19 protein-coding genes and 1 pseudogene are annotated in these 21732 nt (G+C 45.6%); 3 read left to right on the forward strand and 17 right to left on the reverse strand.

Annotated features, from left to right (window positions below):
- A pseudogene (locus AABI20_RS07550) lies at positions 1-104 on the forward strand (IS30 family transposase); the annotation flags it as partial.
- Between the two features lie 42 nt (positions 105-146).
- Here AABI20_RS07550 and AABI20_RS00005 read toward each other — a convergent pair.
- From AABI20_RS00005 to AABI20_RS00020, 4 genes are all read right to left on the reverse strand, one after another.
- Positions 147-962 carry a hydroxymethylpyrimidine/phosphomethylpyrimidine kinase gene (locus AABI20_RS00005; RefSeq protein ID WP_338346379.1) on the reverse strand — a complete coding sequence of 272 codons (816 nt, stop codon included), beginning with the start codon at positions 960-962 and terminating at the stop codon, positions 147-149.
- A gap of 100 nt (positions 963-1062) precedes the next feature.
- Positions 1063-3219 (reverse strand): type I DNA topoisomerase, encoded by a 2157-nt coding sequence (topA, locus tag AABI20_RS00010; RefSeq protein WP_338346384.1) that lies wholly within the window; start codon positions 3217-3219, stop codon positions 1063-1065.
- Between the two features lie 168 nt (positions 3220-3387).
- Entirely contained in the window at positions 3388-4266 is an 879-nt protein-coding gene (gene dprA / locus AABI20_RS00015; RefSeq protein WP_338346386.1) for a DNA-processing protein DprA, read from the reverse strand.
- Positions 4267-4370: 104 nt separating this feature from the next.
- A complete protein-coding gene (locus AABI20_RS00020) occupies positions 4371-6287 on the reverse strand; it encodes an ABC-F family ATP-binding cassette domain-containing protein (RefSeq protein ID WP_338346389.1) in 1917 nt (638 codons plus the stop codon).
- An 87-nt stretch (positions 6288-6374) separates the two neighbouring features.
- Here AABI20_RS00020 and AABI20_RS00025 point away from each other — a divergent pair, with 87 nt between their 5' ends.
- Positions 6375-7253, forward strand: coding sequence for an N-acetylmuramoyl-L-alanine amidase family protein (locus AABI20_RS00025; RefSeq protein ID WP_338346391.1), 879 nt, complete (start codon positions 6375-6377; stop codon positions 7251-7253).
- Positions 7254-7636: 383 nt separating this feature from the next.
- Here AABI20_RS00025 and AABI20_RS00030 read toward each other — a convergent pair whose 3' ends face one another.
- From AABI20_RS00030 to xerC, 3 genes are all read right to left on the reverse strand, one after another.
- On the reverse strand, positions 7637-8530 hold the full coding sequence (locus AABI20_RS00030; protein WP_053068907.1) for a hypothetical protein: 894 nt from the start codon (positions 8528-8530) through the stop codon (positions 7637-7639).
- A 74-nt stretch (positions 8531-8604) separates the two neighbouring features.
- Positions 8605-9480 (reverse strand): aldose 1-epimerase family protein, encoded by an 876-nt coding sequence (locus tag AABI20_RS00035; protein WP_047974458.1) that lies wholly within the window; start codon positions 9478-9480, stop codon positions 8605-8607.
- A gap of 78 nt (positions 9481-9558) precedes the next feature.
- Positions 9559-10503, reverse strand: a complete 945-nt coding sequence (gene xerC / locus AABI20_RS00040) for a tyrosine recombinase XerC (RefSeq protein WP_338346392.1) — start codon at positions 10501-10503, stop codon at positions 9559-9561.
- Positions 10504-10642: 139 nt separating this feature from the next.
- Here xerC and AABI20_RS00045 point away from each other — a divergent pair, with 139 nt between their 5' ends.
- Positions 10643-10903 (forward strand): hypothetical protein, encoded by a 261-nt coding sequence (locus AABI20_RS00045; RefSeq protein ID WP_338346394.1) that lies wholly within the window; start codon positions 10643-10645, stop codon positions 10901-10903.
- 124 nt (positions 10904-11027) lie between these two features.
- On the opposite strand, the gene AABI20_RS00050 is transcribed toward AABI20_RS00045, so the two are convergent.
- From AABI20_RS00050 to lepA, 10 genes are all read right to left on the reverse strand, one after another.
- Positions 11028-12371 carry a PFL family protein gene (locus AABI20_RS00050; RefSeq protein ID WP_338346395.1) on the reverse strand — a complete coding sequence of 448 codons (1344 nt, stop codon included), beginning with the start codon at positions 12369-12371 and terminating at the stop codon, positions 11028-11030.
- A 46-nt stretch (positions 12372-12417) separates the two neighbouring features.
- On the reverse strand, positions 12418-12687 hold the full coding sequence (locus AABI20_RS00055) for an ACT domain-containing protein (RefSeq protein ID WP_047974462.1): 270 nt from the start codon (positions 12685-12687) through the stop codon (positions 12418-12420).
- Positions 12688-12751: 64 nt separating this feature from the next.
- On the reverse strand, positions 12752-13198 hold the full coding sequence (locus AABI20_RS00060; RefSeq protein ID WP_338346397.1) for a nucleoside 2-deoxyribosyltransferase: 447 nt from the start codon (positions 13196-13198) through the stop codon (positions 12752-12754).
- A 134-nt stretch (positions 13199-13332) separates the two neighbouring features.
- Positions 13333-14496 carry a hydroxymethylglutaryl-CoA synthase gene (locus AABI20_RS00065; protein WP_047974464.1) on the reverse strand — a complete coding sequence of 388 codons (1164 nt, stop codon included), beginning with the start codon at positions 14494-14496 and terminating at the stop codon, positions 13333-13335.
- A gap of 75 nt (positions 14497-14571) precedes the next feature.
- Positions 14572-16197 carry an ABC-F family ATP-binding cassette domain-containing protein gene (locus AABI20_RS00070; protein ID WP_047974465.1) on the reverse strand — a complete coding sequence of 542 codons (1626 nt, stop codon included), beginning with the start codon at positions 16195-16197 and terminating at the stop codon, positions 14572-14574.
- A 96-nt stretch (positions 16198-16293) separates the two neighbouring features.
- On the reverse strand, positions 16294-16689 hold the full coding sequence (locus AABI20_RS00075) for a hypothetical protein (protein ID WP_047974466.1): 396 nt from the start codon (positions 16687-16689) through the stop codon (positions 16294-16296).
- A gap of 95 nt (positions 16690-16784) precedes the next feature.
- Complete coding sequence (locus AABI20_RS00080; RefSeq protein ID WP_047974467.1) at positions 16785-17528, reverse strand: RsmE family RNA methyltransferase; 744 nt, start codon at positions 17526-17528, stop codon at positions 16785-16787.
- A 20-nt stretch (positions 17529-17548) separates the two neighbouring features.
- Positions 17549-18439: a 50S ribosomal protein L11 methyltransferase gene (prmA, locus tag AABI20_RS00085; RefSeq protein WP_338346398.1), complete on the reverse strand. Its 891-nt coding sequence runs from the start codon at positions 18437-18439 to the stop codon at positions 17549-17551.
- A gap of 74 nt (positions 18440-18513) precedes the next feature.
- Complete coding sequence (locus tag AABI20_RS00090; RefSeq protein WP_082131875.1) at positions 18514-19662, reverse strand: zinc-binding alcohol dehydrogenase family protein; 1149 nt, start codon at positions 19660-19662, stop codon at positions 18514-18516.
- Between the two features lie 91 nt (positions 19663-19753).
- On the reverse strand, positions 19754-21607 hold the full coding sequence (gene lepA, locus AABI20_RS00095) for a translation elongation factor 4 (protein ID WP_338346401.1): 1854 nt from the start codon (positions 21605-21607) through the stop codon (positions 19754-19756).
- Positions 21608-21732: the final 125 nt, after the last annotated feature.

A 21732-nucleotide genomic window follows, 5' to 3' on the forward strand; every position in this document is an offset into this window, starting at 1 on the left:
GATTATATGAGGCGGTTGAACTCATTAACAAGCGGCCCATGAAATTACATCATTATCAAACACCATTGGAAGTTTTTACGGATGCGTTCGAATTAAACTTGTAATCTGCCCTATCAAAAAATCAGTAAAGGGTTAACTAACCCGCTTTATTTCGACCACTTGGCACCAATCTGAAAGACGTTGCCATCCGTTCGACTGTCATTCAGACGATATCCCTGCTGAATGCTTTGATGAACAAAAAACTGACTTTGCTCAACCGCTTGTTGCAAGTTCTCACCCAAGGCTAATTTGGCCGTAATTGCTGCCGCTAAGGTACAACCGGCGCCATTAACAAAGGCATCCTCGCCTAAGGCTGGTTGTGTGAAATAACTAATTTGGCCTGACACTGCCAGCAAATCCAGGGCTTTTTCATCCACAAATCCCTGGCCGCCCTTTAAAAATACGGCAGTGTGAGCTCGTTCACTGATTTCTTGTGCTAATTCTGCCAAATCACTCGACGTTTTCGCCAAGGCGTTAGCTCGCTCTGCCAACGCTAATCCCTCATTTAAATTCGGTGTCGTGACCGTTGCCAGTGGCAATAGGCGGTCCAAGTATTCTTGGACCAGCGCTTTGTTTTCGGCCAAGTGGCCTTCCTTCAAGGCCAATACAGGGTCAACCACGATTGGACCAGCATAATCTTGTAAGAAGGACACCACCCGCTCCAATTGCTTGACCGACGTTAACATCCCCACCTTAATGGCGGCAAAGTCTTCGACCTGGGATAAAGACTTTAATTGCTGGTCAAAAACCTCGTCAGGCACGGGAAAGACCGCCACATTACTGGGCTGAATACTGACAATACTCGTAATCACCGAAAATCCAGCCAAGCCAGCCTCGGCAAAGGTGGCCAAATCAGCCTGCAGGCCTCCACCGGCTAGCGAGTCAGATCCCGCAATGGTTAAAACTTTCTTACTTGTAGCCATACAGCCACCTTTCTTACTCATTTCTCAAAAAAAGCCGTCCTTAGTGATATGAACCCCAAAATTAGGACATATCATTAGCGGCGGCTTTTCAAAAATTCTTTTACTTCGCTTCACTCGTTTTTTTCTTCGCGGGTACTTTTTTCTTAGTCTTAGTGGCGACCGAACCGCTGGCCTCCTGGTCTTCACCAGTTGCGCTAACAACCTTGTCGTCTACTTGATTTGGATCCTTTGGCTTATCCCATGAGACAAAGTCACAGTCAGGATAGCGAGAGCAACCATAAAACTTTCGGCCACGCTTGGTTTTGCGTTCCACAACTTGTCCCTTACCACACTTTGGACAAGTGATACCGATTTCTTGCACAATCGCCTTTGTATTCCGACAGTCTGGGAAGCGAGAGCAAGCATAGAACTTACCATAGCGACCCATCTTAATCACCATTGGTGCGCCACAGACTTCACAGTCCATGCCTGCCAATTCATCGTGCATCGTAATTTTTTCCAAGGTCTCCTCAGCGGACTGAACTTCCTTAGAAAATGGCTTGTAAAATTCATCGACGACCGGGACCCACTTCTTATCACCGACTTCAATTTCATCCAGTGAATGCTCAACCTGGGCCGTAAACTTGGTATCGGTAATATCTGGGAACTTATCCTCAACAATTGTTTGGACAATTTCACCTAATTCAGTGGGCACAAATTTCCGTGCATCCACCCGAACATAGTTCCGTCGCTGAATGGTATCCAACGTTGGCGCATAAGTCGAAGGACGACCAACACCGTTTTCTTCCAAAGCCTTAATCAAAGCCGCTTCAGTATAGCGGGCTGGCGGCATCGTGAAGTGCTGTTCGGGGTTTGTCTTCGCCAAGTCGACTTCATCCCCCTCTGCCAAATCAGGTAAAAGGTTATCTTTTTCTTTAGCAGACGGATAAGCCTTGGTAAATCCAGCAAACTTGGTCTTTGATCCATTGGCATGGAATAAGACACCATTTTGCTCAACCGTCACTGCTAAGGTATCCAAAATTTCTGGCGTCATCAAAGATGCAACAAAGCGCGACCAAATCAGGGAATACAGCTTGAATTGGTCAGGAGTTAGCTTATCCTTAATCGACGCTGGTGTCTTCGTGACATCCGTTGGACGGATTGCTTCGTGGGCATCTTGGGCCCCTTCTTGCGGCGTCCCGGCAATGGGCTTATGGCTTGAATATTCCTCGCCCCACTCGTCATGAATATACTGGGCAGCGGCATTCTTCGCCACGGCTGAAAGTCGGGTCGAATCCGTACGCATATAGGTAATTAACCCAACTTGACCGAGGCCACGCCCTAAGTTAATTCCTTCGTAAAGCTGCTGAGCCGTCATCATCGTCTTCCGTGTTCGGAACTTCAACTGGGTGTTGGCCGCTTGTTGCATGGTTGACGTTGTAAATGGTGGCTGTGGTTGCCGCTTTCTTTCCTTGGCCTTGACTTCTGATACCTGGAAGGGCTTTTTCAAGTCCAAATCAGCCATGACCGCTTGGACGGCAGCGTTATCAGGTAACGGTTGTTTCTTACCAGCAAAGCCATAGAAGCTCGCCTTAAACTTCGACTTGTCCTTCTTGAATTCGGAATCCAGTGTCCAGTATTCCTCTGGTTGGAAAGCCTGAATTTGGCGTTCTCTGGCAATAATCAAACCGAGAGCAACTGATTGTACTCGGCCGGCTGACAAGCCACGCTTAACCGTCTTCCACAATACTGGTGAAATTGAGTAACCCACTAACCGGTCGATAATCCGCCGAGCCTGCTGAGCATCAACTAAGTCTTGGTTAATGGTCCGTGGTTCCTTGAAGGCATTTTTAATCGTATCCTTCGTGATTTCGTTAAAGACCACTCGGTTCTTTTGTTCTGGATCAAGGCCCAAAATATGCTGTAAATGCCAGGCAATCGCCTCTCCTTCGCGATCCGGATCGGATGCGAGATAGACTTGCTTGGCAGCCTTAGCAGCTTTTTTCAGGTCCTTAATCACCGGACCCTTACCGCGAATATTAATGTACTTTGGTTCGTAATCCTGGTCAACATCAACACCCAATGTTGACTTAGGGAGGTCGCGGACATGGCCAATCGAGGCAACAACTTGATAAGTCGAGCCAAGATATTTTTCAATTGTCTTGGCCTTTGACGGACTCTCGACAATCACTAATTTTTTACTTGTTTTCTTCTTACTCTTTTTCTTTGGAGCAGTTGTTTTCTTGGTCTTTGCTTCTACCAACGTGTGATTCCCCATTTTTCTAAAGCTACTTGATTGGCGACAAAGGTGATTATTTTGAATCAATAATCACGTTTATCACCCAAAAGCAAGCTTTCCTTTTGGTTTAACTCTCCCATCATACCAGTCAAAGCTACGCTTTGGCAAGACGGGTGGAATCATTTTCCTACTATATAAGGCAAATTTTTAAGTCAAACATGAAACCGCTTTAATGATATCACTGCTCGTTAAGACTGGCAACGCACCGGCCTGAATCAATTCGTTTGGGCCAACCGACAAGGGCGCATCAATCGGACCAGGAACTGCTAGAACTTGTCGATTTTCTTGTAACGCTAAATTAGCAGTAATCAGCGACCCGGAATAGTGCTTGGCCTCAATCACTAACGTGGCACTCGAAAGGCCCGCAATAATTCGATTGCGGTCTGGAAAGTGACTTCTCAATGGCAAGGACCCTACTGGGTATTCCGACAACAATAACCCCTGCTGACCAACCTGTTCTTGCAGTAAACGGTGATTTGCTGGATATGCCCGGTCTAACCCTGTGCCAATGACTGCCACCGGAACACCACCATAATGAAAAGTCGTCTGATGGGCCATCACATCAATCCCTTTGGCTAATCCTGAGACAATGCCAATCCCTGTCTTAATCACATCCGGCAACAATTGCCGCAAGGCCGTTAATCCATAGGAACTGGCCGCCCTCGCCCCAACTACTGTCAGTGAGGGCAAAGCCAACGCCCGTAAGTCGCCCTGGTAAAAGAGGACTAATGGTGGCTGATAAATCTCACTGAGCCGTTTTGGATAATATTTGTCAAAATAGGTTAACCAGTCCCCCTGGTATGCCAAGGCCTTATCCAATGACCACTCATAACTCGCCTGAATCTGCCGATATGGTTGTGACCCAGGCTCCAAACCAAGAACAAGGGCTAACGTTAAAAAGGGCCAGGGATAGGGTCCCTGCTCTGGATTGCCTTGTTGATTTAAGGCGGCAATCACTTTAGCCTCCTTGGCCTTACCCACTCCAGGCGTTAGGTGCAGTGCTAACAAAAATTGCTTTAAATTCATCAAATTCCTCCTTCCTTTTAGCATCATTAGACGGAAACAAGGAGGACCAATGATTATTCCAAACCAAAAAATAGTCTTAGCAACCCCAATAAAAAAACAGGGCCTTAGCCCTGTCCTTCAACAATTTCACTTAATTCAGCCCAGCGTTCCATTTTCGCATCAAGGGCATCAGAGACCTCTTGCAATTGACTTTGAATTTCAGCAACCTTTTGGTAATCGGCACCATTAGCAGCCATTTGATCATTAAAACCCTCTACTTGTGCCTCCAAATCAGCAATCTCATCCTCAATCGTTTCCCATTCGCGCTTTTCCATATAGGTTAACTTACGCTTTTTAGGCTTTTGTGCAGGTGCTACTGACTTTTCAGTTGCTGATTTTTCTTTTTTATCCAGACGACCTGTCCCAGCACTCTTTTCACCTGGTAAGACAACCTCATCCAAGTAAATTGAAAACTCGCCATTATATCGGTCAACTTGACCATTACCAGACAAGTAGTAACCATAGTCGGCCACCTTGTCCAAAAAATAACGATCGTGGGAAACCGTCACGACAGTTCCTGCAAAGCGGGCCAGGAAATTTTCCAAAACAGTTAAGGTGCCGATATCCAAATCGTTAGTTGGCTCATCCAGCAACAAAACGTTTGGTTCCTGCAAAAGAATCTTTAGTAGGTACAACCGGCGCTTTTCACCACCAGATAACTTACGCACCAAAGTTCCATGCATAAAGCTTGGGAAGAGAAACTGCTCTAGCAGGTCCTTGGCGGAAATAACGTTTCCATCGCGGTCCTTCACACTCGAAGCAACATCCGTTAGGTATTCAATCATCCGCTTATCGGCCGGGATTTCCTCCGTTACCTGCGTGTAATAGCCGATTCGCACCGTTTCCCCGATTTCTAATACCCCATCAGTCAATGGCAACCGACCGGCCAAAACATTCAAAAGAGAAGATTTTCCAACCCCATTCGGTCCGGTAATACCAATTCGGTCGCGCTGACCAAAACGCAATGACAGGTCCTTAAAAATCACCTGATTGCCAAAAGCCAAAGAGGCATGATCTAAGGCAATTACTTTCTTACCTAAGCGCTGCTGGCCCAAGGACACCTCGACGTCTTGGTCCGTACGCACATTCCCTAGCGAGTCCTCTAACTCCGAGAAGGCCTTTTCTCGGCCCTTTTGCTTCGTTGTCCGGGCTCGGGCTGATTTCTTCATCCAAACCAGTTCTTTTTCATAAAGCTTTTCGCGCTTATGTTCAGCAGCCGCCTCGTTTTCCTGGCGGATTGCCTTGCCTTCAACGTAATCTTGGTAATTGCCTTGGTATTCGTAAAGTTTCCCAAAAGAAAGCTCAAAAATTCGATTCGTCACCCGATCCAAGAAATAACGGTCGTGCGTAACCGTCAATAAGGCACCCTTGTACTTGGCCAAGTACTGTTCCAGCCAGGCAATTGAATCAAAATCCAAGTGGTTGGTCGGCTCATCTAAAATCAGGAGATCAGGCTCTTGAATCAAAACTTGCGCTAAACCAACCCGCTTTTTTTGACCACCAGACAGGCTAGCCACTTCTTGATTTAAATTCGTTAAATGTAACTGCGTTAAGATAGTCTTAATCTGGGCCTCGATGGTCCAGGCATCATCGCGATCCATAGCGGCCTGCGCCTTTTCAAAGCGGCTGGCTGCCTTTGGATTTTCGGGATCTTGCGCCAAAAAATCTAAGGACTCCTGGTAAGCTCGAATCGTTTGAAAAACCGGCTGGTCCCCAGCATAAATGGCATCTAGGACCTGCATGTGTCCAGCCAAATCAGGATCTTGTTCCAAGTATCCAACGCGATAATCATTTTGGGTCGAAATCGTCCCGTGATCAGCGGGCTGCTTGCCGGAAAGGGCATTTAACAGGGTCGTTTTCCCGGACCCATTGACCCCTACCAGGCCAACACGATCACCCTGGGTAATCAAAAAAGAAAGGTCATCAAAAAGGACCTTTTCACCGTATACAGACGTTAAGTTTTCTACTCTAAATTGTTTCATGTCTTCTATTATACTCGAATCAAGGACCCTTTTTCTGGAATATTCGTGATAAAATAAACAGAAGTATATGAAGAATAGGCCGGATTGATGTTTCATTTAATAAATTGGATTAAACAAAATAAAATCGGAGCCATCATCGTTGGCGTCTTCACCTTTGCGACCATGATTCTCATCATCTCGCTGGCGCAACAAAACCAACTGACGACTCGTCCAGACCAAGTTCCCTTACGAACGGGTCCGGGACTGAATTACAAACAAATCACCAAGTTGAAGGCCGGCACCAAACTGACTGTCGTTGCTAAAAAAAACGGTTGGTGGCAGGTTAAGCGCGATAACAATCAAAAAGTGGGTTGGGTTGCTTCTTGGGTTGCTAATAACACTAAATTGAAGACTGCTACCCAGTTGTCTGAAGCAACCATCGTCTTAGACCCCGGTCACGGTGGTTCCGATACCGGTGCGATTTCAACGGATGGCAAGCATTATGAAAAAACCTACACCCTGAAAACAGCGTTGGCGACTGAAAAAGTTTTGACGAATGCCGGTGCGCGGGTCATCATGGTCCGCACCAAGGATGTCGTCGTTCCCCTACTTTACATCCCCCTCAAGGCCGAAAAGTATAACGCCGATGCCCAGATTTCCTTCCACTTCGACTCCTCAAAGTCGAATAACAGCGCTTCTGGCGTTTCCCAGTATTATTATAATGACAATTCACAATCACTCGCCCAAGCTTTAAATGGTTCACTGAATAACCTACCACTTGAAAATCGCGGTTACGAAACGATGCCTTACCTCGTGATTAAAGACGTCACCAGACCCGCCGTCTTACTCGAGAATGGTTTCATTAATTCAGACCATGACTTCTCTTACATTCGTCAAAGTTCCTACCAGCAAAAGATTGCTCACGATGTCAAATCAGGTTTGGTTGCCTATCTAAGCAACCTATACCCAAACAATAATGGACAATAAAGCAAAGACTCCGCTCTCTCTATCAACCGATAAGGCAAACGGAGTCTTTTTTTTGCCGATAATACTGTCGAACAACTAGCCAGTAAAACTAAGTTTTGAGCATAAAAAAACAGCACTCCGAAGAGTGCTGGGTAGGTAGATAGATAAACTACCTCAGTTGGTTAACAACAGTATAACATCACAAGCTTTGTTAGGCAAGCTTGTGATGTTATACGAGTTTTTCTAATCCATGCAGATTTATTTTATATCATAGGCAATCGAGCACTACTGCATTCAACTTTTACAGTTCAATGCATTCTGATTCCCGAAATTATAGACAAGTAGCATCGCACAAATTGTTGAAAAAAATCTAGCCAAACATCAACTCATAGATACAGTAACAATTACGCCCAACCTAATTCACTAATCGTACTTTTAATCAACGGTGTCTGCCAATTTTCCCCTAAGGCTAGGGTGACGAGGGCAGATTGAAAAACAAGCCAAGATTCAATTTGATCCTTCGAAAGGATACCGGTAACCGTTAACACAAGAGCAGTTTCGCCGGCTCGATCAGCCAAACCGGCTAAAATTAATTCAAAATCAGCTAAGTCAATTTCAGCTAGCCGATCAGCTGCAACCTGCAAATTCACCACATCCGGATTCTTGGTCAACAAAGCAGAGAATGCCGCTCGAATTGTTTCTGGCGTCAAATCGTCAATTATGCCCGTTCGAATAACCGGAACAGCCACTTTCTTGGCGACGGTTATGACCTTTTCCTGCAAATTTTCATCCAGTTCCTCTGGCAAGTAGACTCCGGCAAAACGGTCCGCTCCGACTTGCAATGCCGTGGCTAAGAAATAAGCCTGGTCAGCTGGCGCTAGTTCTCCCTGACCACCGGCCTCTTTCGTCGTATAAGCCAGCAAAACCAAGTGATCTCCTACTGTTTGAAGAGCGTTGTCCACTAATTCATTTACAATTTGCTGGTGCATAGCCGGCCAATTGGATAGAAATTCTTGGTGCGCCTGGTCCAATTCCGCCTTCATTGCGGCTTTTTTCATCGCGGAAGCGTCTCTTTCTTCAACCGCCTGCGCACCACCGGCCTTAACCTGGTCCCAAATGACCTCTTTGGAAAACTCATCCACAATGGCATCAGCTTGCCAGATAACAGCATCTGGATTCTTCTGGTCTAACGCCTGCTTAAAGGGCGTAAATTTATCGGCCGGCCCTAATGCCATCGGAACGGCTAAGGCTGACTGGGCAATTGGCTTTTTCTGTTCAAATAATTCTGTAATTTTCATAGTCTAATAATCCGAAAGCCAGCTGGATGAGCAGCTGGCTTTTTTCTTTCATTGATTGATTTAAAATATTTTGCTTAAAAGAAATTCATCGAGTAGGAACCGTTAAAGGTATCACCCGCTGCAAGGACGTTCACACCAAACTTTTCCTTAAAGTTACCGGTGGCATCAACCGTATCGGCAATCCCCCACCAAGGTTCAACGGCAATAAACGGCGCATCCTTCCCGGCTGGTGTCCAAACACCAACAAACTGGGCATTATCAATCGTCATTTCCATGCCATGCTGGTTCGCTAACCGAGCCAACAAGAAGGTTGTCTTCTGGCGATCGAGCTTCAAAATAATGGCATCATCATGATAGTCTTCTTGACGCAGACGCAACGGAATATTGGAAGAGAATGGCGTTGGCACATTTGGATTCGAATAAGGTCCAACCAAACGAATTCGATCGTAAACCTTTTCGGGGGTCACAGACAAATAGTAATCCGAGAATTTACCACCATCAAGTGGGAGGTTAAAGGCTGGATGCCCTCCAACGGAGAAGAACAGTGAATCGTGACTCGCTGGATTCTTAACTTCGTACTCAACTTTCAATGATGAACCATTCAGGGTAAAGATAACATCAAAAATAAAGGCGAACGGATAAATTCGCCGTGTCGATTCGGAATCCTCCAACCGCAAACGAACAGCGTCATCCTGCTCACTGACAATCAAAAAATCCATATTTCGAGCAAAACCGTGCTGGTTCATATAATAAGTTTGACCAGCCAGTTCATACTGATCACCTTGAAGGCGACCAACAATAGGGAAAAGATTAGGCGCATGCCGACCCCAATACATGGGATCCCCATACCAGATATACTCTAGTTCCGCTTCCTTATTCCACGCTGAAATCAGCTCCGCACCATGCTCGCTGATTTGTACCTTTAATTTGTCATTCTCCAGAATTATCATAACTTTATTTTACTATCTATTCTTAAGAATGACAATTTAATTGGCCCGCACTTTAAAAAAACTGTTGGATAAAGATCATTACCCTCTTTTTGTGTGTCCTTCACCCGCTTTTTTGGCCCGTGGAAAGAAATTTTGATACGAATCCTGGAGCATAGCTTTCGAAACATGAGTATAGATTTGAGTCGTTGAAAGATTGGCGTGGCCCAGTAATTCCTGAACAGTTCGCATATCTGCTCCTCGGTTTAACAAAGCAGTCGCAAAGCTATGCCGTAGCATGTGCGGATGAATCTTACCCGTTAGGGTCGTTTTTTGCATCAACTGGTTGAGAATATAAGTCACACCGGCAGTAGTGATTGGGCCACCATTGGCATTTAAGAAGACGACATCTTTTTGGTTTAAGCGGTGATTTTTAGCCATTAACATCGGCCGGCAATTGTCTAAATAATCTTCCAAGGCTTTCTTGGCATATGAACCAAAGGGCACAAATCGGTCCTTATTCCCTTTTCCGTGAATCAGCACCAGACGCTGATTTAAATCAATTTGGTCCAATGTCAGTCCCGCAAATTCAGAAACTCGAGTTCCTGTGGCGAATAAGAATTCCAACAAAGCGGCATCTCGACGCCAGAGGGGATGGCCATTTTGGTCATAAGCAACCTGAAAGAGTTCCAACATCTCATTATCATAAAAAAATTCCGGTAAATGTGCCTGATGCTTCCGCAGTGCTACCCCATCAAAGGGATTATCAACAGCTAAATTCTCACTCACCAAATAAGCATAGAAATTTTTCAGACTCGAAACCTTACGGGCAATCGTCGTTCGCGCGAGCATTTGATCATAAAGACTGGCTAAGTAAACTCGAACATCTAAGCTTTTAATGCTGGTAAAGCCAGTAAATCCCCCATTATCGGTCAAATAGTTCACAAATTCGTCAATATCAGTTCGATACGCTTTCACAGTTTGAAGCGAATAACCACGTTCTGCCTGCAAGTATTGTTGGTATTGTTGTACAGCATTGATTTCCATATTTCCATTATACAAAGACAAATATTAAGAAGAACTTAAGATAGTTAGGATTCCACTAACCTTAACCTATGTGACAGTAATTAGACGAATGGCATTGTATAGTAATACTAATTACAGAAACGATACGGAGGATTTCGTCATGAATCTACCAGTTAATTCGACCAGAAGTTATTTACGCCACATTTTTGGGTTGAAGCGGATCAAGGTCGATGCCTTCTTCTTGAGCATCCGTGATAACATTTTAAATCACCGTGACCAACGAGAAGCATGGAAAAACGGGACGACCTTTACACCAACCCACCATGAGGCCAAAGATTTACTCAATAAGCGGGTTGTTGCTGAAAACGACCGCTACTCTTATGGTCGACTCGCTCACCATCAACACAATGATTTTAACTAATACGCATGAAAGGCCCACTGCAAAAGTGGGCCTTTTTTCTTATCATCATTTACAATGCCAAATATCAGCACCAGCACAAAAATGAGCCCAAACCCAACCTGGTCGAGGACTCATTTTTTCTTTTTTAATTCTTAAAGGAATGAATTGGTGCAGGCACGTGCCCACCACGATTAATAAAATCAGCAGAAGACTTATCAACCACTGGCATCACTGGGGCAGTTCCCAACAAACCACCATAGTCGACCATGTCACCGACCTTCGTGCCATTCGTTGGCAAGATTCGCACAGCCGTCGTCTTGTTGTTTTGCACCCCAATCGCTGCTTCATCAGCAATCATTGCTGAAATGGTTGTCGCTGGTGTATCACCTGGGATGGCAATCATATCCAACCCAACCGAACAAACAGACGTCATCGCTTCTAACTTGGCCAATGACAATGTTCCAGCCTGGACGGCATCAATCATCCCGGCATCTTCTGAAACGGGGATAAAGGCACCAGACAAACCACCAACACCTTGTGAGGCCATCACGCCACCCTTTTTAACGGCATCGTTCAAGAGCATCAAAGCAGCAGTCGTTCCATGCGTCCCAACTTGTTCCAAACCGATCTCTTCCAAGACTTCGGCTACAGAATCACCACGAGCTGGTGTTGGTGCTAAGGACAAATCAACAATTCCAAACGGTACGCCAAGGCGTTCCGCTGCAATCGTTCCAACTAACTGACCAACACGGGTAATCTTAAAGGCCGTCTTCTTGATGGTTTCGGCAACCACTGTAATGGACTCACCCTTGACCTGTTCCAAGGCACGCTTAACAACACCAGGGCCTGAAACGCCGACGTTAATCACAACGTCTGGTTCTGAAACACCGTGGAAGGCGCCAGCCATAAAGGGATTATCTTCAACGGCATTGGCAAAGACCACCATCTTTGAATTTGCTGTATCAGACTTGTCCGTAATGGCCTTAATCGTTTCACCCATCAACTTGACGGCATCAAGGTTGATCCCAGCTTTTGATGAACCAACGTTAATGGATGACATCACAACATCCGTTTCCGTCAAAGCCTTTGGCAATGACTTAATCAACGCTAAATCACCATGTGAAAAGCCTTTTTGGACCAAAGCGGAATAGCCACCAATAAAATCAACGCCAACCTCTTTAGCGGCATCATCTAAGGCATGCGCCAAAACAAGGATTTCCTTTTCATCGGCATGACCAGCAATCAAAGAAACCGGCGTGACCGAAATCCGCTTATTCGTAATGGGTACACCATATTCACGTTCAATTTGTTGACCAACTACCACCAAGTTCTTGGCATAAGTGGTTACCTTTTGATAAACGTTCTTCGCCGTTTCTTCAACTGAACCACCAACAGTGTCCAGCAAAGAAATGCCCATCGTAATCGTCCGGATGTCAAAGTTATCTTCTTTGACCATCTGAATTGTTTCTCGAATTTGTGTTGTATCCATTATTTGCTTCTTTTCTTCGTCTTTGTTCGCACTAATTTTTTTAAAATTAGATGTGGGACATCGTATCAAAAATTTCTTCTCGTTGGACGTGCACAGTCACGCCTAAGCGAGCGCCTTCCTCTTTAACAGAGGCATAGACTTCATCAAAATCAGCAGCAGCATCGATTGCTACTAACATTGACATGGTAAACGTCTTCGACATAATGGTCTGAGACATGTCCAAAATGTTGACCCCATGTTCTGACAAAGTGGTGGCAATTCCTGCAACGATTCCTGTTTGGTCTTGGCCAACAACGGTTACAACTGCTTTAATCATGATTTTCTCCTCTAATTAATGGTTCAAAGCCTGCAATTTTTGTCAGACCCGACTTGACTGATTTTTAGATGACTTCGCCATCATATGGCTTTGCTGGCAAAGCTTCCAAATCATACGATGCGACATCTTCAATCTTGTCGAAGTATGCCGTTAATGACATAGCAATCATCAAGTTCAACGTAATATCCGCTTCCTCTTTGATGACGACAACGGGAATTCCCTTGGCCTTCGCATAACCGATTTCCCAAGCAGTACCTGAATCGGTATCGGCCCGGTCAAAATCAGCCAACGCTAGCATCACATCACAATTGTCGATGGCTTCAACGTCAGACCCGTAGGCGGCGTGACGCCATGGCTCTGAAAAAAGCTCATATTCAGCATGCTGATGCTTTCGAGGTGAAAAAACGTGACCAACTTGGTCGTGTTCTTCTAAGACCTTTTCGAGGCGCTCAGCCTTCTTAATCTGTGTTTCTGAAAAAAATGGTCCAGCCAAATAAATCCGCTTTGCCATGGGTAATTCTCCTTTACTTACCTGTTTACCTATTCTCTTAGTTTACCAAAAGCAAGTTGCAACGGGATAACATTCTAAATGAAAAATAGGACAAAAATAGAACGTTTAGCACGCTTTGCCTCAAATGTTTGTCTTTAGCTCATCTTGTATTGACGGTGGCCATTTTGCCAGCCAACAAATTGGCACAAGCCCGCGTTCTCAAAACCCGCCGTCGTCACATCAACCTGATAGTCAAACAACTGCGAATTGAAGACGTCCTCGTACTCACTGACTGAAAGCTGACGACGGTCGGCCAACATGCCATCAACATTCTGGCTAGCAATAGCAGACTGGAAGTTTTCTTGGACCTTTAATGAAAAGAGCTCGGCCTCCGCACCTGAACCATATGAAAAGACAGCCAACCGTTGACCGGCAGCGATTTGCCCATTCTGCAATAGGGAAAGTAGTGCGAGATAGACTGACCCCGTATAGAGGTTTCCAACCTGACGGTTATAAATCTGTGAAGCTGCCAATTGTTCCTGGAGGAATTGTTGCTGCTCAGGTGTCGCTTGGTCCAAAACTTGGTCCAATGCCTTCTTGCCCATCTTCGTGTATGGCAGATGGAAGGCAAAACCGGCAAAGTCGGCCAACGATAACTTTGTCTGTTCTGTATATCGTGACCACAGCGTCAAGAACATTTCCTTGTAAATATCCGTTGACAGATGGCCATCAACCAAGGCCGTCGTTGCGGCCACTGGCCGCCAAAAATCAGGAACGTCCTGGCTCATATAAACAGAGTCATCTTCGATTTCAGCAATGGCCGGATTAGCGCTCACCACCATGGCAATCGCACCAGCCCCCTGCGTGACCTCTCCAGCTGTCTTCAGCCCATAGCGAGCGATATCAGCCGCAATCACCAAAACTTTCTTGTCGGGGTGCAAGTTCACGTAATCCTTGGCTTGCATCAAACCAAAGGTCCCAGCATAGCAGGCCTGCTTCATTTCAATCGTGCGAATGTATGGCGATAGGCCCAACAACTTCTGCGCAAAAACGGCCGCTGATTTGGAATTATCAACCCCGGACTCGGTAGCAAAAATCAGCATATCAATGTCCACGATATCGTCAGCGGTCAAGATTTTCTTGGCGGCATTGACCCCCATCGTCACCACGTCTTCATAGTTCGGCACGACAGATTGAACCGACTGACCAATGCCAATCGTATACTTGTCAGGTTCATCGCCTCTGGCTTTTGCCAATTCGACCATATCAAGTGCTAGTCCTGGCGTGTAGAAAGCTAATTTATCAATACCTGCAGCCATTAAAAATCTCCTTTTTACTTAAGCAAAAAAGCGCTCGAAAGCGCTCCTTGATAGTTCTCACCATCAGCTCATGAATTAATCGTACAAAGCCTTCACCTTGGCTTGAATACTGTCCGTGTTAATAAAGTCATCATAAGTTGTATCCAAACGGTCAACCACACCTTTGGCAGAAACTTCGACAATATGGTTGGCCGTTGTTTCCAAGAACTCGTGGTCATGAGAAGTCATAATAACAGAACCCTTAAAGTCTGCAACCGCATCGTTCAATGACTGAATTGATTCCAAATCCAAGTGATTTGTTGGATCGTCAAGCAACAAAACGTTGGCCTTCAACAGCATCAACTTAGCCAAAACGATTCGAACCTTTTCACCACCGGACAAAACTTTAATCTGCTTCAAGGCATCATCACCCTTAAAGAGCATTTGGCCAAGCATACCACGCAATGACGTGTTATCCTTTTGCTCTTCTTCGGCAAAATCGCGCAACCAATCCAAGATGACCTTTTCCTGGTCGTCGAAGTTATCGTTCAAATCCTTAGCCAAGTATGACTGGGTAGTCGTAACGCCCCAAGTAACAGATCCTGTATCGGGTTCCATCGTGCCCGCCAAAATTTGCATCAACGTGGTCGTTGCTAAATCAGACCGGGACAAGATGGCAATCTTATCGCCAGGACGGCCAGTAAAGGTAATGTTATCCAAAACCTTTTCGCCATCAATCGTCTTAGAGACCCCTTCAACGCGAACTAAATCATTCCCCAATTCACGGTTCAATGGGAAGGAAATGTAAGGGTACTTACGTGATGAAGGCTTGATATCATCCAAAGTAATCTTATCCAACTGCTTCTTACGAGCCGTTGCCTGCTTTGACTTTGAGGCGTTGGCAGAGAATCGTGCCACGAATTCTTGCAGCTGCTTGATTTGCTCTTCCTTCTTAGCGTTTTGCTGTGAGGCCAGGCGTTGGGCCAATTCAGCTGATTCACGCCAGAAATCGTAGTTTCCAACGAACGGCGTAATCTTACCGTAGTCTACGTCCAAGATATTCGTTGACACGACGTTCAAGAAGTGACGATCGTGCGAAACAACAATCACGAGGTTTTCAAAGTCAGCCAAGAAGTCTTCCAACCAGGCAATCGTCTGAACATCCAACCCGTTGGTCGGCTCATCCAAAACCAAGATATCTGGATTACCAAACAAAGCCTGAGCCAACAAAACCTTAACCTTATCGTTTTCAGTCAAGTCGCCCATCATGCTCTGTTGCATTGATTCGTCGATGCCCAACTTAGTCAGCAGTTGTGCTGCTTCAGTTTCAGCGTTCCAGCCGTCTAACTCTTCGAATTCGGCAGACAAGTCACCTACACGCACCCCGTCTTCATCTGAAAAATCAGGCTTCGCATAGATGGCGTCCATTTCGGTCTTAACCTGGTAGAGACGTTCATGCCCCTGGATAACCGTATCCATCACTGTAAAGTCGTCAAAGGCGAAGTGATCCTGCTGTAGAGATGACATCCGGTCGTTATCGCTAATGCTGATGACACCCTCAGTCGGTTCCAATTCCCCCTGAAGCAATTTCAAAAAGGTTGATTTACCGGCACCATTGGCTCCGATAATGCCGTATGTATGGCCGGGGACCAACTTTAAGTTAACGTCCTGGTAAAGTTTCTTACCAGAAAATGAAAATGACATGTCTGCAACAGTAATCACGAATGCTTCCTCCAAGGGGGTAAAAAGTAAAAAAATTATTCTCTTAGTATTTTAACAGAAAAACGCCCCCTTTTGGGGGGCGCTTTCTTCGATTATTTAAAGATCTTCATAACCGCCATCGATTGGCAATAAGTCTTCATCAGGGTCAGACCGCGTATCAGACCAAAAAGTAAAAATCGTCAAAACCAGGTACAAACCGGCCAAATAATAACCATATTCAGTATCAACCCAGTCAAAGGACCAGGTAGTCACCACGCCAAAAAGCAGTGGCTGCACAAAAATCCAGTAAAAACGCAGACCGTGCTTGCGAATTTGAGCGCCAAAGTACAAAGCAAAGCCCCCATTTAAGACAAAGCAGAGCCAAAAGACCAGATTAATATCGGACCAGTCAAATTTGTCGGCCACAAATGGCAACAAGACTGCCACGAAAATCATGACCAATAAGTTATAAAACCAAGTTGAGTGGTGTAATTTATTTAAAAAATTACGCATGTAAAAACCTCATTCACAGTGAAATCATTATAACAAATTATAGGCTGTTTAGCCGATGAGGGCAAGGTTTTTGACAACCCCGACTCATTTTTCTGTTATTTTTCTAATTCTAATAATGTTGATAAAGCGGCCAATGTATATAGCGGCGCCGTTTCCGCCCGCAAGATTCGTGGGCCCAAGCCGCCTGGACGATAGCCGGCTTCTTGCAAGGTATTAATCTCTTCTTCGGTCAAACCACCCTCTGGGCCAAAGACAGCCACAAAGCGTTGGCCGGGCTGGCTGGCTTGCGCCAAGTCAACCAAAGCCGCCTTTTCGCCCTGCTTGGCAGATTCTTCCCAAGCGACCAATCCCTGATCCTTTTCCAGTGTCAAAACCTCAGCAAAATCAGCAAAGTAGATTTCCGGCACTTTCAGTCGGTGTGATTGTTCGGCAGCACCAACCGCTTTGGCTCGCAGTCGTTCTAATTGCTTTGCTTCCTGTTTTTCATTCCAGGAAACGACCGACCGTTCCATCGGCACGAAAAGTAAACGACTCGCCCCCAATTCGGTTGCCTTCTCAGCCAGCCATTCGTTGCGATCTTTTTTAATCGGTGAAACAACCAGCGTGACCTCAACAGGTAATTCCACCTGCTGGTCAATGTCGGCCAGTACCGTAATAGTGGCCTGGTCTTGGCTGATGTCTTCGACTTGGCCAAGCACCAAACGCGATTGGCCATCAAAAAATTCTGCTTTCGTCCCAACCTTGGCGCGTAAAACCTTCACCAAGTGCTTAAAAGCTGGCATATCAGCCGTCAGGATGATGTTATTTTGAATGGGTTCTTCTAAAAAGTAACGTTGCATCGATTTCTCTTCCTAAAAAATCAGTCGTTGATTAAGTCATCTGCCTTTTTGGTAATAAAGGCATGCCAGGTTCCTTGGTTTAAGTGCTGAACGATGGTTAGTCCGTGGCTTTCCAAGGCCTGTTTAATCGCGAGTTCCACATCATCATAAATTCCTGAAACCAAGAAGTAACCGCCAGCCGTCAGCATCGGCATCACTTGAGGAATCAGCGGCGCAATCACATCGGCCAAGATGTTCGCCATAATTAACTCAGACTTGCTCCACTCTTGTGGCACATCCTGCATCAAATCCGACGCAATCACGGTGACATCACTAGCAACAGGGTTCAATGCCAAATTAGCTTGGGCCGTTGCCACTGCCTCTTCGTCAATATCAGTCGCCAATACCGAACCAACACCCAGGTGCTTGGCAGCCACTGCTAAAACACCCGATCCGGTCCCAACGTCAATCGTTTTTTCACCGCCACGAACAACGGCTTCCAATGCTTGAATCATCAACGAAGTAGTTGGATGAGTACCGGTACCAAAAGCTTGGTCTGGATCCATCACGATTAATTTTTCCTGGTCTTGCGCCTTTTGGTAGTCTTCCCAAGCAGGCACCACCGTAAACTTATTGGTCACGCGACTGGCATGGTAATAATTCTTCCATTCGTTTTCAAAGGTTGATGAATCCAATCGTTCCTGTGAAATTGGCTGGCTATTAATGGCCAGTCCCCGCTCAGCCAGGGCCGTTAAACCAGCAATGTAGGTCGCAATCTGATTTTCAAAACCTTCTTGATTAACATCCTGGTAAATAGTGACCGTGTCTGTCCTCTGCTCGGCACCTTCTGCCCCGAGCGCTACCAAGGTTGCAATCACTACATCCTGATTTTCAGCCGGTACCTGCCAGACAACCTTTTGATACGTAATCATCTTTTTCCTCGTTTATTATTCCTGCAATGACTCAAATAAAAACGAGGACCGCTTGGTCCCCGTCCCAAATCGTGTTAATTATTAGCATCTGCCATTGTTACTTCAACTGGTGCTACATTATTAGCAACCGTCTGTTCAACCTTATTATTGGCCTCTTCTTCGGCCATATAATCGATAACAACTTTCCCCATCGTATGGTGGCTAGTAACATCCTGGTTAGCATGACGCACGTTTTCAACTGATAATCCCTGGTAGACCTTGGTAACGGTTGGGCGAATGACCCCTTGGTCCAAAAGGTTGGCGACATCACGCAAAATTTGGCCTTGCTCAGCAAGATTAAAGTTTTCATTGCCGCGGGCCAACATAAAGGTCCAAGAAAACGAAGCGGCTTTACTCTTTAAATCACCTAGGTCAACTGGTAGGGTCGTTTCAACAATCGCTGCAATTTCCCCATAAGGCTTGATGACTGCTGCCATCAAATCCCAATAAGCCGTTGTATCCTGCAAGTTGGCAATATAGTCAACTTGGGGGAAATGAATCGCTGCCAACTGTTTTTGCAAGTCGTCATGATAATCAAGGACAAAATCAGCCCCTAACTCTCTAACCCAATTTTTGGATTCAGTTGTTCCCGCCGTAGCAAGCACAGTCATTCCAAGGTACTTGGCCATCTGAACCAAAACCGAACCAACACCACCAGCACCATTGATAATGAGTACTGATTTTCCCTGGGCACTATTCTGCGCCACCGGTAAATGAAAACCGTGGTGCAAAACATCGTGAGCCGTGATGGAAGTTAAGGGCATGGCTGCCGCATCGACATTATCCAAATTCTTTGGTGCCAACGCAATCATGTCGGCCTCAATCACTTGAAACTCGGTATCGGCACCAAAGGCGTGTTGCTTACCAGCATAAAAAACGCGGTCGCCAACAGAAAAGTCAGTCACGTCCTTACCGACCTCTTCAATCACACCAACAACATCAAGACCAAAAACGCGAAAAACACCGTCCTGGCGATAACCAGCCCGCATCTTCGTGTCGACAGGGTTAACCGCCGTTGCCAAAATCCGAACCAAAACCTCACGGTCGTCCGGCGTTGGTTTGCGCACTTGCCGTTCAACAAAAGCATCTGCTGCTTCTAAAGACCCATTATGAGTAATACCAATTGCAATCATTTTAGGTTGAAAGTAGTTGGTTACTTTTTGAAATACAGTTTTTAAAGACATTCAGCTACGCTCTCCTTCAAATCGCTTGTACCGCCATTTTAAACTGGATTCCTGATTTTTTCAAACAAGACCACTCAGAAGGTACCAAAAATTAATTACCACGGGCATACTTTTCATCATCGTCCGTCTGCAAAACAGCCATGAATGCCTCTTGCGGAACAGTAACCGTCCCCACAGCCTTCATCCTTGCCTTACCACGCTTTTGCTTATCCAAAAGCTTGGCTCGACGATCAGGATCACCCGTATGAATCTTGGAGGTCACATCCTTGCGGTAAGCCTTGATGTTTGTTCGGGCCAAAATCTTGTTTCCAATTGCGGCTTGGACTGGAATTTCAAAGTTTTGTCGTGGAATGATTTCCTTCAATTTCGAAGTAATCACACGACCGCGTTCTGCCGCAAAATCGCGGTGAACAATAAAGGACAAGGCATCGACCTTTTCAGAATTCAAGAGAATATCAATCTTGACCAAATCAGCTGGGCGATAGCCATCGATTTCATAATCCAAGGAAGCATAGCCGCGCGTTGACGATTTCAACTTGTCAAAGAAATTAAAGATGATTTCAGACAGTGGCAGGTAATACTTAACGTTAACCCGGTTTTCATCCAGGTATTCCATTGTATCGAATTCGCCACGCTTGCGTTGGGCTAATTCCATCACCGCCCCAACGTATTCGTTTGGAACCATGATATTGCCATGAATAAATGGTTCTTCAATCATTTTGATTTGTTGACTCTCCGGCAGTTCAGATGGATTTTCAATCATCAAGACTTCACCGTCAACCGTCGTGACCCGGTAAGTAACAGATGGTGCCGTTGTTACCAAGTCCAAATCGAACTCACGTTCCAACCGCTCTTGAATAACATCCATGTGCAAGAGGCCCAGGAACCCAACTCGGTAACCAAATCCCAAGGCTTGCGACGTTTCGGGCTCAAAAGTCAGCGCAGCATCATTTAACTGCAACTTTTCCAACGCTTCTCGTAAGTCACCGTACTTGGCATTATCCGAAGGATATAATCCCGAATAAACCATAGGTGTCATTGGCTGATAACCAGGGAGTGGTTCATCAGCCGGATTGTCGACCAGCGTCACCGTATCTCCTGAATGCGTAGTCTGAATGTCCTTAATGGATGCCGTCAAATAGCCAACATCACCAGCCATCAAGTAATCACGCTTTTGCGCATTCGGTGACATGACACCGACTTCCGTCACTTCGTATTCCGCCCCAGTGTTCATCATTTTCACTCGATCACCAGGTTTGACAATCCCTTCACGAACTCGCAAATTGACCACAACGCCACGATAAGCATCGTACTGTGAGTCAAAAATCAAAGCCCGTAATGGCGCCTCAAGGTCACCATCCGGCGCTGGAAAATCAGAAACAATCCGTTCCAAGAGTTCAGGAATACCGATTCCCTGCTTAGCCGACACTAAAACGGCATCAGAGGCATCAAGACCAATCACGTCCTCAATTTCGCCCTTGACCTTTTCTGGATCAGCAGCAGGCAAATCGATTTTATTAATAACCGGTAAGATTTCAAGATCGTTATCAATCGCCAAATAAACGTTGGCTAAAGTTTGAGCTTCCACTCCCTGGGCAGCATCAACCACTAAGATGGCCCCTTCCGCCGCCGCCAAAGACCGTGAAACTTCATAAGAGAAGTCCACGTGCCCCGGTGTATCAATCAAATGAAAGATATAGGTTTCGCCATCATTAGCCTTGTAATGAACCTCGACCGCATTTAACTTAATGGTAATCCCGCGCTCCCGTTCCAAATCCATGGTATCCAGCAGCTGGTTTTGCATATCACGTTCGGCCACCGTTTGGGTCTGTTCCAAAATCCGGTCGGCAATTGTCGACTTTCCGTGATCAATATGGGCCACAATGGAAAAGTTTCGAATGTGCTTTTGCCGTTCTTTTAATTCTTCTAAAGTAAAATCTGCCATGAATATCCTGCTTTTTTAAAGTCTGTACTTACTATCCATTTTACAGGAAAACCCTGATGAAACAAAGAGGTATTCTGGTTTTACCTTGAAGCATACACAGTCAAAAAATATCCACCAGATTCACC

Source organism: Fructobacillus cardui, from assembly GCF_963580785.1.
GTDB classification, from domain to species: Bacteria; Bacillota; Bacilli; order Lactobacillales; family Lactobacillaceae; genus Fructobacillus; species Fructobacillus cardui.

Bases quoted from the DNA above. Each gene is read 5' to 3' on its own strand.
- AABI20_RS00045 (WP_338346394.1), top strand. From the start codon at position 10,643: ATGAATCTACCAGTTAATTCGACCAGAAGTTATTTACGCCACATTTTT.
- AABI20_RS00065 (WP_047974464.1), bottom strand. From the start codon at position 14,496: ATGGCTGCAGGTATTGATAAATTAGCTTTCTACACGCCAGGACTAGCA.
- AABI20_RS00035 (WP_047974458.1), bottom strand. From the start codon at position 9,480: ATGATAATTCTGGAGAATGACAAATTAAAGGTACAAATCAGCGAGCAT.
- AABI20_RS00055 (WP_047974462.1), bottom strand. From the start codon at position 12,687: ATGATTAAAGCAGTTGTAACCGTTGTTGGCCAAGACCAAACAGGAATC.
- prmA (WP_338346398.1), bottom strand. From the start codon at position 18,439: ATGATTACGTATCAAAAGGTTGTCTGGCAGGTACCGGCTGAAAATCAG.
- AABI20_RS00005 (WP_338346379.1), bottom strand. From the start codon at position 962: ATGGCTACAAGTAAGAAAGTTTTAACCATTGCGGGATCTGACTCGCTA.
- AABI20_RS00075 (WP_047974466.1), bottom strand. From the start codon at position 16,689: ATGCGTAATTTTTTAAATAAATTACACCACTCAACTTGGTTTTATAAC.
- AABI20_RS00025 (WP_338346391.1), top strand. From the start codon at position 6,375: ATGTTTCATTTAATAAATTGGATTAAACAAAATAAAATCGGAGCCATC.
- dprA (WP_338346386.1), bottom strand. From the start codon at position 4,266: ATGAATTTAAAGCAATTTTTGTTAGCACTGCACCTAACGCCTGGAGTG.
- AABI20_RS00090 (WP_082131875.1), bottom strand. From the start codon at position 19,662: ATGTCTTTAAAAACTGTATTTCAAAAAGTAACCAACTACTTTCAACCT.
- topA (WP_338346384.1), bottom strand. From the start codon at position 3,219: ATGGGGAATCACACGTTGGTAGAAGCAAAGACCAAGAAAACAACTGCT.
- xerC (WP_338346392.1), bottom strand. From the start codon at position 10,503: ATGGAAATCAATGCTGTACAACAATACCAACAATACTTGCAGGCAGAA.
- AABI20_RS00020 (WP_338346389.1), bottom strand. From the start codon at position 6,287: ATGAAACAATTTAGAGTAGAAAACTTAACGTCTGTATACGGTGAAAAG.
- AABI20_RS00060 (WP_338346397.1), bottom strand. From the start codon at position 13,198: ATGGCAAAGCGGATTTATTTGGCTGGACCATTTTTTTCAGAAACACAG.
- AABI20_RS00080 (WP_047974467.1), bottom strand. From the start codon at position 17,528: ATGCAACGTTACTTTTTAGAAGAACCCATTCAAAATAACATCATCCTG.
- lepA (WP_338346401.1), bottom strand. From the start codon at position 21,607: ATGGCAGATTTTACTTTAGAAGAATTAAAAGAACGGCAAAAGCACATT.
- AABI20_RS00050 (WP_338346395.1), bottom strand. From the start codon at position 12,371: ATGGATACAACACAAATTCGAGAAACAATTCAGATGGTCAAAGAAGAT.
- AABI20_RS00030 (WP_053068907.1), bottom strand. From the start codon at position 8,530: ATGAAAATTACAGAATTATTTGAACAGAAAAAGCCAATTGCCCAGTCA.